The sequence below is a fragment of the Rhodovulum sp. 12E13 genome (assembly GCF_003340565.1).
Taxonomy (GTDB): Bacteria; Pseudomonadota; Alphaproteobacteria; order Rhodobacterales; family Rhodobacteraceae; genus HLUCCA09.
The window spans coordinates 157,017-171,377 of sequence record NZ_QPLK01000005.1; the positions used below are offsets into that span (position 1 = coordinate 157,017).

Annotated in this window: 14 protein-coding genes; 3 read left to right on the forward strand and 11 right to left on the reverse strand. The window is 70.2% G+C overall.

Annotation, left to right across the window (positions count from 1 at the left end; translation table 11 throughout):
• Positions 1 to 63: 63 nt before the first annotated feature.
• A complete protein-coding gene (gene hemH / locus DLJ49_RS06490) occupies positions 64 to 1,170 on the forward strand; it encodes a ferrochelatase (RefSeq protein ID WP_115392719.1) in 1,107 nt (368 codons plus the stop codon).
• A gap of 111 nt (positions 1,171 to 1,281) precedes the next feature.
• On the opposite strand, the gene DLJ49_RS06495 is transcribed toward hemH, so the two are convergent.
• Complete coding sequence (locus DLJ49_RS06495) at positions 1,282 to 1,464, reverse strand: hypothetical protein (RefSeq protein WP_115392720.1); 183 nt, start codon at positions 1,462 to 1,464, stop codon at positions 1,282 to 1,284.
• Positions 1,465 to 1,608: 144 nt separating this feature from the next.
• Positions 1,609 to 2,196, reverse strand: a complete 588-nt coding sequence (locus tag DLJ49_RS06500; protein WP_115392721.1) for a L,D-transpeptidase — start codon at positions 2,194 to 2,196, stop codon at positions 1,609 to 1,611.
• A 192-nt stretch (positions 2,197 to 2,388) separates the two neighbouring features.
• Between DLJ49_RS06500 and DLJ49_RS06505 the strand changes: the two genes are divergently transcribed.
• Positions 2,389 to 2,886 carry a divisome-associated lipoprotein DalA gene (locus DLJ49_RS06505; protein ID WP_115392722.1) on the forward strand — a complete coding sequence of 166 codons (498 nt, stop codon included), beginning with the start codon at positions 2,389 to 2,391 and terminating at the stop codon, positions 2,884 to 2,886.
• A 42-nt stretch (positions 2,887 to 2,928) separates the two neighbouring features.
• Here the strand turns inward: DLJ49_RS06505 and DLJ49_RS06510 are convergent, their stop codons facing one another.
• The 8 genes from DLJ49_RS06510 to DLJ49_RS06545 all read right to left on the reverse strand — a co-directional run bounded on the left by DLJ49_RS06510 (position 2,929) and on the right by DLJ49_RS06545 (position 12,507).
• The gene (locus tag DLJ49_RS06510; RefSeq protein WP_115392723.1) at positions 2,929 to 3,426 is read right to left on the reverse strand and encodes a L,D-transpeptidase family protein; all 498 of its coding nucleotides are present in this window, start codon (positions 3,424 to 3,426) and stop codon (positions 2,929 to 2,931) included.
• A 107-nt stretch (positions 3,427 to 3,533) separates the two neighbouring features.
• Positions 3,534 to 4,376, reverse strand: a complete 843-nt coding sequence (locus tag DLJ49_RS06515) for an ion transporter (protein WP_115392724.1) — start codon at positions 4,374 to 4,376, stop codon at positions 3,534 to 3,536.
• Positions 4,373 to 5,677 (reverse strand): class I SAM-dependent RNA methyltransferase, encoded by a 1,305-nt coding sequence (locus tag DLJ49_RS06520; protein WP_115392725.1) that lies wholly within the window; start codon positions 5,675 to 5,677, stop codon positions 4,373 to 4,375. Before DLJ49_RS06520 ends, DLJ49_RS06515 begins: the two co-directional genes overlap by 4 nt.
• Positions 5,678 to 5,754: 77 nt before the next feature.
• Positions 5,755 to 7,599, reverse strand: a complete 1,845-nt coding sequence (locus DLJ49_RS06525) for an ABC transporter ATP-binding protein (RefSeq protein ID WP_115392726.1) — start codon at positions 7,597 to 7,599, stop codon at positions 5,755 to 5,757.
• Between the two features lie 79 nt (positions 7,600 to 7,678).
• Positions 7,679 to 9,538, reverse strand: coding sequence for an ABC transporter ATP-binding protein (locus DLJ49_RS06530; RefSeq protein ID WP_115392727.1), 1,860 nt, complete (start codon positions 9,536 to 9,538; stop codon positions 7,679 to 7,681).
• 92 nt (positions 9,539 to 9,630) lie between these two features.
• Positions 9,631 to 10,812 (reverse strand): CCA tRNA nucleotidyltransferase, encoded by a 1,182-nt coding sequence (locus tag DLJ49_RS06535; RefSeq protein WP_115392728.1) that lies wholly within the window; start codon positions 10,810 to 10,812, stop codon positions 9,631 to 9,633.
• Between the two features lie 13 nt (positions 10,813 to 10,825).
• Complete coding sequence (locus tag DLJ49_RS06540; RefSeq protein WP_115392809.1) at positions 10,826 to 11,446, reverse strand: CoA pyrophosphatase; 621 nt, start codon at positions 11,444 to 11,446, stop codon at positions 10,826 to 10,828.
• Positions 11,443 to 12,507: an Hsp33 family molecular chaperone HslO gene (locus DLJ49_RS06545; RefSeq protein ID WP_115392729.1), complete on the reverse strand. Its 1,065-nt coding sequence runs from the start codon at positions 12,505 to 12,507 to the stop codon at positions 11,443 to 11,445. Before DLJ49_RS06545 ends, DLJ49_RS06540 begins: the two co-directional genes overlap by 4 nt.
• Positions 12,508 to 12,583: 76 nt before the next feature.
• On the opposite strand from DLJ49_RS06545, the gene DLJ49_RS06550 reads away from it, so the two are divergent.
• Positions 12,584 to 13,021 (forward strand): NUDIX domain-containing protein, encoded by a 438-nt coding sequence (locus tag DLJ49_RS06550; RefSeq protein ID WP_115392730.1) that lies wholly within the window; start codon positions 12,584 to 12,586, stop codon positions 13,019 to 13,021.
• A gap of 2 nt (positions 13,022 to 13,023) precedes the next feature.
• Here the strand turns inward: DLJ49_RS06550 and DLJ49_RS06555 are convergent, their stop codons facing one another.
• Complete coding sequence (locus tag DLJ49_RS06555) at positions 13,024 to 14,361, reverse strand: PP2C family protein-serine/threonine phosphatase (protein ID WP_233488789.1); 1,338 nt, start codon at positions 14,359 to 14,361, stop codon at positions 13,024 to 13,026.

Here is a 14,361-nt window from a genome sequence, read left to right on the forward strand (position 1 = left end):
GGATGAGCCGTTATGTCCCTACTCCGAAGCGAAAGAAGAACTGGACAGGACCGGGACGCCGCCATGCTGGATGCGAACGCCACGCCCAAGCCGTCGCCCGAGACGAAGGACACGGCCGCCCCGGACGCCGACCGGGCAGCGTCGCCCCTTCCGGTCGATCACCCGCCGGTCAAGCCGGCCAAGATCGGCATCCTGCTGGCCAACCTGGGAACGCCGGACGGCTACGACTACTGGTCGATGCGGCGCTACCTGAACGAGTTTCTCAGCGACAAGCGGGTGATCGACTACTCGGCCTGGATCTGGCAGCCGCTGCTGCAACTCGTGATCCTGTCGAAGCGGCCGTTCTCCTCCGGGGCTGCCTACAAGTCGATCTGGAACGAGGAGGCGGGCGAGAGCCCGCTTATGACCATCACCAAGGACCAGACCGCCAAGATCCGCGCCGAGATGGAAAAGCGGCACGGCGGCGAGGTGCGCGTCGATTTCTGCATGCGCTACGGCAACCCCTCGACGCGGTCCAAGGTGCGGGAAATGGTCGAGGCCGGGTGCCACAAGATCTTGTTCTTTCCGCTCTATCCGCATTATGCGGGCGCGACCTCGGCCACCGCGAACGACCAGTTCTTTCGCGCGCTGATGCAGGAGAAGTGGCAGCCGACGGCACGCATCGTCGATCCCTACTTCGCCGAGCCGATGTATATCGACGCCCTCGCCGAGTCGGTGGAGCGCGCCTATGCCGGGCTCGACCACGAGCCCGACGTGCTGGTGTGCTCCTACCACGGCGTGCCCAAGCGCTACCTGATGGAGGGCGACCCCTACCACTGCCAGTGCCAGAAGACGACGCGCCTGCTGAAGGAGCGGCTGGGCTGGGCCGACGACCGGATCGTCACCACCTTCCAGAGCCGATTCGGCCCCGAGGAATGGCTGAAGCCCTATACGGTGGAAGAGGTGGCGCGCCTGGCCGAGGCGGGCAAGAAGCGGATCGCCGTGATCGCACCGGCCTTCTCGGCCGACTGCATCGAGACGCTCGAGGAGATCAACGAGGAGATCCGGGAGAGTTTCGAAGAGGCGGGCGGAGAGGAGTTTACCTACATCCCCTGCCTCAATGACGACGACGCCCATATCGCGGCGCTGTCGAAGGTGATCGACGACAATCTCAAGGGCTGGATCGACTGAAGGGCACTGCCGACCGCCGGCCAGGCGTGTCGCCAATGGCAGTGTCACCCGCAAAAGGAAAAGGCGGCGCCCATGGCACCGCCTTCGCCTGTGGTAGAATCCGGGTGCGGATCAGTCGGCAGCCGCCACGGCAGCACCGAGCAGGACCAGCAGAAGGACCGGCACGAGCCAGCCACCGGCGGTGCCGGTGTCTTCCACGATGATCTCGGGCTCCACGATCGGCTCGTCGAGGCCGCCGGCGAAGGCGGACGTCGCGGCGAGCGAGACGGCGGCGGCGAGGGCAACTTTCTTCATGTTCAACCTCCAGTAAGAGCACAGGCGCGATTATTGAGGACGCCTGCGCATCCAAGCAGTTCCTCGTGACCGCATCCTTTGCAGAGCGTCGGTGCGTTTTCAATCGGCCAGCATGCCGCCACGGCGCCGCACCGGGCGATTTCGTCAAATAAGCAACACCTGTGCCCCGGGCTCCACGAGCGAGAAAAGCTCGGCAATATGCTCGTTGTAGAGGCCGATGCAGCCGTTCGACGAGCGCCGCCCGATCTTGCGCGTGTCGTGAGTGCCGTGGATGCGGTAGTAGCGCCAGCTCAGATACAATGCGTGCGTGCCCATCGGATTGTCGGGGCCCGGAGGAATGAAGTCGGGCCATTCGGGGTTCCGCCGCTTCATGGCGGGCGTGGGCGCCCAGCTCGGCCCCTCGACCTTTTGCACGACGCTGGTGCGACCGCGCCGCGTGAGATCCTCCGACAGGGGCACCGAGGTCGGGTAGAGGCGATAGATCGACTGGTCTGCCGACCAGAAGTGCAGCGCGCGAGACGCAGTATCGACGAGGATCGCACCGTTCCGCGTCGACGAAAAGTAGGGGCGCCAATCCTGCGCGCGGAAACTCGAGATGTTGCGGCGGATCGCCGGATCGTTGTCGGGCTCGGGCGCGAATACCTCCTGGGCGACGCCGGGCGCAGCGATGAACGAGGCGCCGAGGCCCAGAAGCGAGCGGCGCGACAGGTGCAGGCGGTCTTTCCGGGTCATGGCAGTCTCTCCGCTTTTCCGGCTCTCGAGTCGCCGCGGCGACCCCCTTTCCGCCGCGGCAGTCTCACGTTAGTGCGAGAAAGCCGCAGCGACAATTCAAAGGCCCGTCAGCGTGGCGCCCCGCCGCGGGAACGGTTTGCCCACCCGCGCGGACGCGGCTAATCAGGAGAGGATTCCGGTGGGTGACAGGCGATGAAGCTGCAGATCTTCCTTTTCGCGGCCATGGCCGTGCTCCTGGCCGCGTGCGGTCCGTCCGCCGTCACGGCGCCGGGGGGGCCGAGCGTCTATCGGATCTCCGCCTCCGAGGCACGGCAGATCCCCGACCGCGTGGTGGAGTCGGTCAACAGCCTGCGCGCCGCCGCCGGCGCGTCGCCCGTCGCGCTCAACCCGCAGCTGACGGCCGCGGCCGCCACCCATGCACGCGACATGTCGGTGCAGAACCGGCCGTGGCATTTCGGCTCCGACGGATCGTCTCCGCTCCAGCGGGTGCAGCGCACGGGATTTGCCGGACAGTTCCTGGGCGAGACGATCTCGGAGACCTACGAGACCGAGCTCGAGACTCTGGCGGCGTGGATGGACCAGCCCGACACCCGCGCGATCATTCTCGACCCGCGGGCGCGCAGCCTCGGCTTCGCCTGGCACCAGGAGCAATCCGGCAAGATCTGGTGGACCCTCGTCACCGGAACATGAGCATCGGCCCCGACCTTCACTGCGCGCGAGATGCGCGGTCGCTCAGGCGAAGATGTCGATCGGCGTGCCCGTGCGCACCATCGCGTAGACGTCTTCCATCTGCCGGTCGCTGACAGCGATGCAGCCGGCCGTCCAGTCGGGGCCGCGCGGGTCCTTGCCGCGGCGGCGGCCGCCGTGGATGAAGATGTCGCCGCCCGGGTCCTTGCCGTGGGCCGCGGCGTAGGCGCGGTCCTCGTCGTTGGGATACGAGATGCCGAGCGAGAGGTGAAAGCTCGACTGCGGGTTGCGACGATCGATGAAGTAGAAGCCCTCGGGCGTGCGCCCGTCGCCCCTGAAGCGCTTGGGGCCCTCTGCCTGAAAGCCGAGATGCACGCGGTATTCCTCGAGCACCTCGGAAAAGTGGAAAAGATACAGGCGGCGCCGTTCCTTGTAGACCTGCAGGCGAGTCACCTCCGGCCCGTCATACGTGCGAAACTTGCTGCCGCACCCCGCCAGGGCCAGGGCCGCGCCCCCCGCCATCGCCGCTCGTCTGTTGATCATCGATGCGTCCTGCCCGTGCCCGGATGATTGCGACGCCACTATAAGGCACGCAACAATGTCGGAGAAGTTGCGGCGTGGCATCACGCGCCGAAATTCTGGACGGCGCGCTACTCTCCCGCGCTGCGCGCCTGCTCGTCGGCCGCCGCCGCGCGGGCGTTGCCGGGCTTGTCCCCCCCGCCCTCGCTCTTGGCCTCGGAAAGCCGCGCCTCGATGGCGGCGAGGCGCTCCAGCACCTGCTCGCGGTAGGCGTCGGTCGCGGTGTTGGCCTCTTCGGCGTGGGCATCCTGCATCGAGTTGACGATGAGGCCCACCAGCAGGTTCACCACAGCGAAGGTCGTGAGAAGGATGAACGGCACGAAGAAGGCCCACGCATGGGGGTAGACCTCCATCACCGGGCGGACGATGCCCATCGACCAGCTCTCCAGCGTCATGATCTGGAACAGCGAGTAGGCCGACGCCCCCAGCGAGCCGAACCAGTCGGGGAAGGCCCCGCCGAACAGCTTGGTCGCCATAACCGCCCCGATGTAGAAGACGAGGCCCATCAGCAGGAAGACCGAGCCCATCCCCGGCAGCGCGGTGACGAACCCCTCGACCACGCGCCGCAGGCGCGGCAGCACCGACACGACACGCAGCACCCGCAGGATGCGCAGCGCCCGCAGCACCGACAGCGCCCCGGCGCTGGGCACCAGCGCGATGGCGACGATCACGAAGTCGAACACGTTCCAGCCCGACCGGAAGAACCGCAGCCGATCGACGTAGAGCTTGGCCGCAATCTCGACCGTGAAGATCGCGAGGCAGAGCGAATCGAGCGTCAGCAGGAGGGGGCCGGCCCTGTCCATCACCGCGGGGTAGGTCTCGAGCCCGAGGATGATGGCGTTAAACACGATCACCCCGACGATGAAGTTGCCGGTGCGCGGGTCGCTCAGCCAGTGCCGCAGCCTGTCTCTCATCCGCTCTGTCCCTTTGTCGCCCCCGGCGCGATATGGTCGCGGGCGAACAGGGCCGCAAGCTCGACATGCGGCGACCAGCGGAACTGGTCCACCACCTGCACCCAGCACAGGCGGTATCCGCCCTCGACGAGCACGCGGGCATCACGAGCGAAGCTGACGGGATTGCACGAAACGGCGGCGATCCGGGCCACGGTGCTGGCGGCGAGGCGTCTTGCCTGCGCCTCCGCGCCGGCGCGGGGCGGGTCGATCACCGCGGCGTCGAAGCGCGCCAGTTCGTCGGGCTCGAGCGGGCGGCGGAAGAGATCGCGCGCCTCGGCGGAGACATGCCTGACGCCGGTCGCGCCGCGCCACCCCTCTTCAAGCGCCCGAACCATCGCGGCGTCGCCCTCGACGGCATGCACCTCGGCCCGGCGGGCGAGCGGCAGGGCGAAGGTGCCGAGCCCGGCGAACAGGTCGACGATTCGCGCCGCACCGGCGGTCGCCTCTGTGACGGCAGCACGCAGGGCGGCCTCGCCGTCCGCCGTCGCCTGAAGGAAGGCACCGGGCGGCGGCGTGAGCGTGATGCCGCCGAGGGTGAGGCGCGGGCGCTCGACCTGGGCGATCACCTCGCCGTCCCACGCCAGCCGCAGGATGCCGTGGCGCGCGCAGAGCGCGGCGAGATCGGCGGCAAGGTGGGTATCGGCGGGCTTGCCGCCGGTCACCGCCACGTCGAGCCCGGCATCCAGCCGTGTGACGGTGGCCGAGAGCGTGCCCTTGCGGCTGCCGCCCATCGCCGCGATCCCGGCCAGCGCGGGGCGTGCCGCGGCTAGCGCGGGATGGATCAGCCGGCACTCGGGCACGTCGGTCACCGTGTGGCTCGCCGGCGCGTGAAATCCGACCGTGGCACCGCCCTTGTTGCGCCTCAGAGCGAAGGTGGCGCGGCGACGGGCAAAGGCGGGCGAGGAGTGCATGGGCCGGAATGGCGCCTCCAGCCCCTGCGCGGCGAGCGCCTGCGCCACCACCTCCTGCTTCCATGCGGCGACGAAGCCATCGGCGGCATGCTGCAGCGCGCAGCCGCCGCAGGCGGCGTAATGCGGGCAGGGGGCGCGCACGCGCTCGGCGACAGGTGTCAGGATGCGCGGGCGCGCGATGCGGTCGCCCTCGCGCGGGCCGTCGATCACCTCGCCCGGCAGGGTGCGGGGCGCATAGAGCACCGCGCCGCCGTCACGGGCGATACCGTCGCCCCGGTGACCGAGCCGGTCGATGGTGACGGCGCCGCTCACCGCACCGCAGCACCGGGCCGGAGCGGCCGGGCACGCCATCGCCTGGCAGCGGGTGAAGTCGGGCGATCCATTCCTGCCGCATGCCACGGGGCGCCCGGCAGTGGAAGACGCGGCGCCTACTCGGCCGCGTCGGCATGGCCGAGGAAGCCGCCCGACTGCCTGTCCCAGAAGGTGGCATAGAGGCCGCGGGCGCGCATCAACTCGCGGTGGGTGCCCTCCTCGGCGATGCGGCCGCCGTCGATCACCACGATCCGGTCCATGTGGGCGATGGTCGAGAGGCGGTGCGCGATGGCGAGCACGGTCTTGCCCTCCATCACCCGCTCGAGCGCGGTCTGGATCTGCGCCTCGACCTCGGAATCGAGCGCGCTCGTCGCCTCGTCGAGCACGAGGATCGGCGCGTCCTTGAGGATGGCACGGGCCAGCGCGATGCGCTGGCGCTGGCCGCCCGACAGGCGCACGCCGCGTTCACCCAGATGGGCGTCGTAGCCGGTGCGGCCGGCGTGATCCTGCAGGCCGAGGATGAAGTCGTGCGCCTCGGCCTTTTTCGCGGCCTCGATCATCTCGCCCTCGGTGGCACCGGGACGGCCGTAGAGGATGTTGTCGCGCGCAGAGCGGTTGAACATGGCCGTCTCCTGCGTGACCATGCCGATCTGGCGCCGCAGGCTCTCCTGCGTGATGTCGCGCACGTCGCGCCCCTCGACGCGGATCGCGCCACCCTCGGTGTCGTAGAGCCGCAGCAGCAGCGAGACGAGCGTCGACTTGCCCGCGCCCGACGCGCCGACCAGCCCGAGCTTTTCGCCCGGATGCAGCGTGAGCGTGATGTCGTGGATCCCGCCCGTGCCACGCCCATAGGTGAAGGTGACGCGGTCGAACTCCACGAGGCCCTCCGCGGCCGGCAGCGGCTCGGCGGTGGCGGCGTCGGTCAGGCCGTGAGGCGGCGTGAGGGTGCGCATCCCGTCCTCGATCTCGCCGACATTGGCGTAGATGCCCATCAGGGTGAACGACACCCAGCCGGTCATCTGCGCGATGCGGATCGAGATGGCGCCAGCCGCGGCGATGTCGCCCGCCGTTGCGGTGCCGGCGCTCCAGAGCATCAGGGTGCCGCCGATCAGCAGCACGGGCAGCGCGCCCGCCACGGTCATCAGCGTGAAGCGGAACCACGCCGACATGACGCCGAACTCGATGGCGCGCTCGCGGAAGGTGCCCATCGCGTTCAGCGCGGCCCGATCCTCGTGGGAGGTATGGGCGAAGAGCTTGACCGTCTTGATGTTGGTGATCGTGTCGACGACCTGCCCCGACACCATCGCCCGCGCCCCCGCCCGCGCCTTGGAGCGGGTGCGGATGCGGGGCAGGAAGAAGCGGATCAGCGCGAGGTAGCCGATCAGCCACAGCGTCAGCACGGCGGCGATGCGCGGATCGATCGAGGTGAGCATGACCGCCGCCCCGATCAGCGACGCCAGCGCGAAGAAGACGACGTTGATGATCTCCGAAACGACGTCGGTCACGGCGCGCGAGGTCTGCATCTGCTTCTGGGCAATGCGCCCGGCGAAATCGTTGTCGAAGAACGGGATCGCCTGCCCCATCGTCCAGCGGTGCAGACGCGAGAGCACCAGGGGGTTCACGTTGGGCTGCACGGCGATGCCGTTGGCCGCCGCCGACAGGCCGAACGTCACCGGTCGGATCAGCACGAAGAAGGCCGCCGCGAAGATGATCAGCGGCAGGTGCTCCACCCAGAACGCCTGCGCCCCCGAGGCCAGCGCCGTGTCGATCAGCCGCCCGAGCACGAAGGCCGAGATCACCTCGAGCGTGCCGACAAGGGCCGAGAGGATGCCGGCGACGAGCAGCACGGGGAACGAGCCGCGCAGGCACCAGACGAGGAAGGCCGTCAGCGTGTGTGGCGGCGGCCCGTCGGCCGGAGCGAAGGCGTCGATCAGGCGGCCGGGATGGGAAATTCGGATCATGCGGAATCCTTCGGACAGCCGGACCTTCTAGAAAGTTCGGCGCCCGCAAGATCTTCTGGAGGATTTTGCCGCGTGGCGGTCATTCGGCAGCCTCCGGGGCGGGGGGCGCGTCGGCGCCGATGAAGCCGCCGGACTGCCGCTCCCAGAAGCGGGCGTAGAGGCCGCCCTTCGCCAGCAGGTCGGCATGCGGGCCTTCCTCGACGATGCGGCCCGCATCGAGCACCAGAATCCGATCCATCCGCGCGATGGTCGACAGGCGGTGGGCGATGGCGATCACCGTCTTTCCCTCCATCACGCCGTAGAGCGTGTCCTGGATCGCGGCCTCGACCTCGGAATCGAGGGCGCTCGTCGCCTCGTCGAGCACGAGGATCGGCGCGTCCTTCAGGATCACGCGGGCGAGCGCGATGCGCTGGCGCTGGCCACCCGACAGCTTCACCCCGCGCTCGCCCACCAGCGAGTGGTAGCCCGAGTTGCCCTCGGCATCGGACAGCGCCTCGATGAAATCGTGCGCGGCGGCGCGGCGGGCGGCGGCCACCATCTCGTCCCACGTCGCCTCGGGGCGGCCGTACAGGATGTTGTCGGCGATCGAGCGATGCAACAGGGCCGAGTCCTGCTGGACCATGCCGATCTGGCGGCGCAAGGAGTCCTGCGTGACGCGCGCGATGTCCTGCCCGTCGATCTCGATGCGCCCCGCCTCGGCGTCGTAGAAGCGCAGCAGCAGCTTGACGAGCGTCGACTTGCCGGCGCCCGAGCGGCCGATCAGGCCGACCTTCTCGCCGGGCTCGATGGTCAGCGACAGCCGGTCGAGCCCGCCGGCGCCGCGCCCGTAATGGTGCGACACGCCGCGGAAGTCGATCCGCGCGTCGCTCATCTGCAGGGCGGGGGCGCCGGGCCTGTCGGTCAGGGTGATGGGCTGGGCAATCGTCTCCATCCCCTCGGCCACGACGCCGAGCTGGCGGAAGAAGTTCGACACCGCCCACATGATCCACCCGGTCATGGCGTTCAGCCGCAGCGTCAGGGCGGTGGCGGCGGCCACGACGCCGACGCTCGCCGTGCCGCCGGCCCAGAGCGCGATGGCCCAGCCGACGACACCGACGATCAACAGGCCGTTCAGCGTGACCAGCGTCACGTCCATGATCGTGTAGATCCGCATCTCTTTCTGGAAGGTGCGGCGGGCGTGGTCGATCGCCTCCTTCGCGTAGTCGAGTTCGCGGTCGTGGTGGGCGAACATCTTGACCGCGTGGATGTTCGTGTAGCTGTCCACCACGCGGCCCGTGACCGCCGAGCGCGCGTCCGACGCCGCCTTCGAGGCGGGGCCGACATGGCGGATCGTCCACGCCACGAGCAGGCCGTAGAGGGCGAACCAGACCAGCAGCGGCACCACCAGCCGCGGGTCGGACCCCCACAGCAGGATGGCGGCGCCCACCGCGTAGGCGAGGGCGAAGGTGATCGCGTCGAACACCTGGAACATCGCCTCGCCCGCGGCAGGGGGCGTCTGCATGATGCGGTTGGCAATGCGTCCGGCGAAATCGTTCTCGAACCAGCCGACCGACTGGCGAAGGACGTGCCGATGCGCCCGCCAGCGGAACAGGGTGCCGTAATTGGGCAGGAGCGTGTTGTTGAGGATCAGCACGTCGAGCGCCTGCACCGCCGGCCGCAGCAGCAGGATGAAGGCCGCCGCGAGCAGCAGCTCCAGCCCGTGCGCCCGCCACACCTCGGCGGGCGACGTACCGCTCAGGATGTCGACGACCCGGCCCATGTAGAAGATCAGGCCGACCTCGATGGCCGCCACGACCACGGAGAGCAGCGTCGCCCAGCCGAACATGGCCCGGAACGGCTGCGAGTAGCTCCACACGAACGGCCACAACCGGCGCGGCGGCGCGTCGGTCTCTTCGTAGTCGACATAGGGGTCGACCAGATTCTCGAAACGGCGGAACATCGGCGTCGGGGTCCGGCACGGGGGCTGCGATCGCGGGGGACGTAGCCCGTCCCCGTTACAGGAAAACCGCGGCGGCGGAAACGGTGCCGAGGTCAGCCGTCGTCGGGGCGCGCGAGAAGCGCGTCCTTGCCGAGGGTCAGACCGGACTCGATCCACGCCGCTTCGAGTTGCTTCAGCCGCGCGCCGAGGGCCGCACCCTCGTAGGCAGGCATCAGGTCGGCCGGCTTCACCGGGAACTCGGCGGCGGCGCCCCGCGCGACGGCGGCGGCCATGCCGGCGGGCAAGCCCTGGGCGGAGAGAGCGGCGCGAATTGCAAGCGCGGCGTGGGCGTCTTCCGCGCCCAGCCGCCACCCGAGCTCGGCCGCGCGGGCCTCGCCCGTGGCCGCGGCGCGCAGACGCTCGACGCGGCGCGCCTCTGCCTTCGACAGGCGCAAGCGGTCGGCCACCTCTTCTCCGCCGAGGGCGGCGAGGCGGGCGATGGCGTCGGGCGTCGACCCTGGCGCGCGGCTCTGCGCCGGCTCGAGCGCCGTCAGGCGGGCGACCGCCATCGCGTCGGCCCCGGGCAGCACGCGGTGCAGGATCCCGGTGCGCTCCATCGCGGCCAGCGCGCGCGAGGGGTCGGGCGCGGCGAGCAGCTTCTTGATCTCGCCGCCGATCCGCTCGGCCGAGATGCGGGCGAGCCCGTCGGCCCCTTCGGCGCAGGCCGCCAGCCCCTCGGGGTCGAACCCGCCCTCGGGGTCGGCATACCAGGCGTGGAAGCGGAAAAAGCGCAGGATGCGCAGGTAATCCTCGTGCACCCGCGCGGTGGCATCGCCCACGAAGCGCAGCCGCCGCGCCCGCAGGTCGGGCAGGCCGCCCAGCGGGTCGACGATACGGCCGCGCGGATCGCAATAGAGGGCGTTCATCGTGAAGTCCCGGCGCGCGGCATCTTCGGCCACGTCGCCCGAAAACCGCACCGTGGCGTGGCGGCCGTGCGTCTCGATGTCGGCGCGGAAGGTCGTCACCTCGACCGGGTGGTGGCGGTGGACGACGGTAACGGTGCCGTGGTCGATGCCGGTGGGCACGGCCTTGAGCCCGGCCGCCTCGGCCAGCGCGATCACCCGCTCGGGGCGGGCGTCGGTCGACAGGTCGAGATCCGTGACCGGCACACCGAGAAGCGCGTTGCGCACGCAGCCCCCGACAAACAGCGCCTGATGTCCGGCACCCTCGAGAGCGGTGGTGACGGCGCGGGCATCCTCGCCAGAGAGCCAGTCGGCGTCGATCGTCTCGGTCATGTGCAGCCCTGTCTCACGCCGAGAGGCGGTCGGCCAGACCCCGCAGCATCCGCGCGGTGGCACCCCAGACATAATAGGGGCCGTAGGGCAGCACGTAGTAGCGCCGCCAGGTGCCGCGCCAGCGCCGCTGCTCGACGGCGTAATTGGCGGGGTCCGCGACATGGAAAAAGGGGAGGGTGAAGACCTCGGCCACCTCGCCCGCCTCGGGCACCGGCGCGAAGGCGGGCACGAGGGCGACGACCGGGGTGACGGAAAAGCCCGTGACCGTCTCGTGCTCCGGAAGGGTGCCGAGCACGTCTGCCGTCGCGGGATCGAGCCCCACCTCTTCGTGCGCCTCGCGCAGGGCGGCGGCGGTCGCGTCGGCATCGCCGGGGTCGACCCGGCCGCCGGGAAAGGCGACCTGCCCGGGGTGGTGCTTGAGCCGCGAGGACCGCTTGGTGAGCAGCAGGCTTGGGCCGCCGGGGCCCTCGATGACCGGAACGAGCACGCCGGCATCCCGCAACGTGCGGCCGGGCGGCAGCGTCAGACCGGGGTTGAGATCGTGGTCGGCGGTGGGGCCGCCCCGCACGGCCACGGCGCGAGCGAGGCGGGCGCGCAGCCCCTCGCTCGCCAGCGTGGCCGCGGCAGGGCTCATGCGCGGCCGCCGCGGCCGGTCGCGGTCCACCCGCCGCGACCCGTTGCTGGCCGGTCTTCGGGCCGCTCTCCCTCCGGCGCCTCGCGCGTCGCCTCGAAGCCGAGCGTCGCCGGGTCGAACTCGTAATGCGCGCCGCAGAACTGGCAGTCGGCGGTGACGATCCCCTCGTCGGTGGTCATAGTCGCGATGTCCTTGGCCGAGTAGATCGACAGCGACTGCCGCACCTTGGCCGGCGAGCACGAGCAGCCGAAGGCGACCGGCTGGGCGTCGAAGACGCGCGGCGCCTCCTCGTGGAAGAGGCGCACCAGCAGGTCGGTCGGCTGCACGTCGGGGCCGACGAGTTCCATCGCCTCGACCGTGTCGAGCAGCATGTTGACGCGCGACCAGTCCTCCGCGCCGTCGCCATCGACGATGTCGGCCGCGCGCAGCAGGCCGCCCGCACCCGAGCCGCCGCCCTGCGCGACGTGCTCGCCGACCTCGGGCATGTGCTGGATCATCACGCCGCCCGCGCGCCAGTGTTCCGGGCCGCCGGGCCGCTTCGCCCGGCCGTGGGTCAGGGCGAAGCGCGTGGGCAGCTGCTCGGACTGGGCGAAGTAGGTCTCGGCGCAGGCGGCGAGGCTGCCGCCATCGAGCGGCGTGATCCCCTGGTAGGGGGCCATGCCGGCCCCCTGGTCGATCAGGATGGCGAAATAGCCCTTGCCGATCAGGTCGAAGGGGCGGCCCGTCAGCCGTTTCTCGGGGTCGAAGCTGGCGTAGGCGCGGATGCGCGCGGGCGCGCCGTCTTCGCTGGGGCCAAAGTAATCCGTCGCGATCAGGCGGGCGGGGCCGTCGCCGCGCACCTGCAGCGACAGCTTCCAGCGCAGCTTGATCGTCTGGCCGATGAGCGCGGTCAGCAGCGCCATCTCGGCCACCAGCGCCTCGATGGCGGGGGGATAGTCGTGCTGTTCGAGCACGCGGTCGAGCGTGTCGTCGAGCCGCGCGACGCGGCCGCGGATGTCGGCGCGGTCGAGCTGGAAGGGCAGGACGGTATCGTCCCACGCGATTTGAGAACCGAGAGTCATGGGTTTCCTTGGGTGCCGGCGGTTGGCATACCGCAGCCATGTAGGGGCGACAACGGCGCGCGCAAAGGGAGGGCGAATGATCCCACGGGTGGGAGAGCGGGTGCGGGCGGGGCAGGCCTATACAAGCCGGCCCGGGGCCTACGCGGTGCTGCTGCGGGGCCGAGACGTGCTGCTGACCCACCAGGACGCGCCCGCGCCCGAGTTCCAGCTGCCGGGCGGCGGGGTCGATCCCGGCGAACACCCGATTGCCGCGCTGCACCGCGAGGTATGGGAAGAGACGGGGTGGAAGATGGCGCTGAAGCGCCGCCTCGGGGCCTTTCGCCGCTTCACCTACATGCCCGAATACGACCTCTGGGCCGAGAAGGTGTGCACCGTCTACCTGGGCCAAGCCGTGCGACGGCTCGGCCCGCCGGTGGAGGAGGGGCACACGGCGCACCTCGTGCCGCTGCCGCTCGCGGTCGAGATGGTCGGCAACGACGGCGACCGGATGTTCCTTCGCCGCCTGATGCGCTGACCTCACCCCTTGGCCGCGCGCGGCCCGCCGTACTCGAACAGGACCGCGGAGATGTCGTCGCCGAATTCCTCGCCGTCGGCGTAGGTGGCGAGATCCCAGGTGAGCGCCTCGAGAAAGCCCTGCCCCGTCAGGCCGGCATTGCGGCGCACGAGCCGCTCGAGACCGGCCTCCTCGAGCATCTGGCCCGACGGGTTCTCGCACTCGGTGATCCCGTCGGAGATGAACAGCAGCCGGTCGCCGGGGGCGAGCGTAACGGAGAGATCGGCGAACGGCGCCTCCTCGATCAGGCCGACGGGCGGGCCACCCTCGCCCAGCCGCTCTATCCGGCCGCCCTTGCGCTGGATCAGCGGGTGGGGGTGGCCTGCCTGCACCATCCGCACCGCGCCGCTCGCCAGGTCGATCTCGGCGAAGAGCATGGTGAAATATGTGTCGGTCGCCATCTCGGCGAGCGAGATCAGGTTGAGCCGCCGGGCGACCTCCGCGGGGGGGTGACACGCGATGAGGCCGTCGTCGCCCTGGCCGAGGGCCACGTTGCGGTCGGGCATGCTGGAGGCGAAGTAGGAGGAGAGCCGCGCCGTCATGAGCGCCGAGGCAACGCCATGACCGGAGACGTCGATGGCATAGATCGCGAGGCGGTCGTCGCCCACGGGAAAGAAACCGACGAGATCGCCGCCCACATGCCCCGAAGGCCGCAGCAGCAGCGAGACCTGGCTGGCACCGAACTGGCGGAACCGCTCCTTCACCAGCGATTGCTGCAGCTTGCGGGCCTCGATCAGATCCTTGTCGACGGCCTCGTAGACCTCCTGCAGCTCGGCCAGCGTGCCGAGCAGCAGGGCGTTCTTCTCGACGAGCTCGGCCTCCATCCGCAGGACGCGGGCGCCGGCGGCCAGCCGGGCGCGCAGCTCCTCGCTCTGGACAGGCTTCGTGAGAAAGTCGTCGGCCCCCGAATCGAAGCCGGCAGCAATCTCGCCCCGGTCGGACTTGGCGGTCAGCAGCAGGAAATACCCGTAGCTCTCCCGCTCCATCTGGCGGAAGCGGCGGCAGAACTCGGGGCCGTCCATGCCCGGCATCATCCAGTCGGAGATGACGAAGTCGGGCGGGTGGGCCGCGCACGCCGCGAGCGCCTCGTCGCCGCTTTCGGCCTCGCGCACGGAGTAGCCGAGCGTGCGGAGCTGGGCGCAGATGATCCGCCGCTGCATGCGGCTGTCGTCGACCACGAGCACGGAATACGACCGGCCCGGCGCCACGCCGCCTTCGGCCGGATCGAGCGGGCGCGTCAGCGGGCGCGACCTACGCTCCGGCAGCGGGAGCTCTCGCTCGGTGGTGAACTGGCGCGACAC

Coding starts and splice junctions, on each gene's coding strand:
- DLJ49_RS06520 (WP_115392725.1), bottom strand. CDS start 5,677: ATGGCGTGCCCGGCCGCTCCGGCCCGGTGCTGCGGTGCGGTGAGCGGC.
- DLJ49_RS06540 (WP_115392809.1), bottom strand. CDS start 11,446: ATGAGCCCTGCCGCGGCCACGCTGGCGAGCGAGGGGCTGCGCGCCCGC.
- DLJ49_RS06545 (WP_115392729.1), bottom strand. CDS start 12,507: ATGACTCTCGGTTCTCAAATCGCGTGGGACGATACCGTCCTGCCCTTC.
- DLJ49_RS06535 (WP_115392728.1), bottom strand. CDS start 10,812: ATGACCGAGACGATCGACGCCGACTGGCTCTCTGGCGAGGATGCCCGC.
- DLJ49_RS06550 (WP_115392730.1), top strand. CDS start 12,584: ATGATCCCACGGGTGGGAGAGCGGGTGCGGGCGGGGCAGGCCTATACA.
- DLJ49_RS06495 (WP_115392720.1), bottom strand. CDS start 1,464: ATGAAGAAAGTTGCCCTCGCCGCCGCCGTCTCGCTCGCCGCGACGTCC.
- DLJ49_RS06505 (WP_115392722.1), top strand. CDS start 2,389: ATGAAGCTGCAGATCTTCCTTTTCGCGGCCATGGCCGTGCTCCTGGCC.
- DLJ49_RS06500 (WP_115392721.1), bottom strand. CDS start 2,196: ATGACCCGGAAAGACCGCCTGCACCTGTCGCGCCGCTCGCTTCTGGGC.
- hemH (WP_115392719.1), top strand. CDS start 64: ATGCTGGATGCGAACGCCACGCCCAAGCCGTCGCCCGAGACGAAGGAC.
- DLJ49_RS06515 (WP_115392724.1), bottom strand. CDS start 4,376: ATGAGAGACAGGCTGCGGCACTGGCTGAGCGACCCGCGCACCGGCAAC.
- DLJ49_RS06510 (WP_115392723.1), bottom strand. CDS start 3,426: ATGATCAACAGACGAGCGGCGATGGCGGGGGGCGCGGCCCTGGCCCTG.
- DLJ49_RS06530 (WP_115392727.1), bottom strand. CDS start 9,538: ATGTTCCGCCGTTTCGAGAATCTGGTCGACCCCTATGTCGACTACGAA.
- DLJ49_RS06525 (WP_115392726.1), bottom strand. CDS start 7,599: ATGATCCGAATTTCCCATCCCGGCCGCCTGATCGACGCCTTCGCTCCG.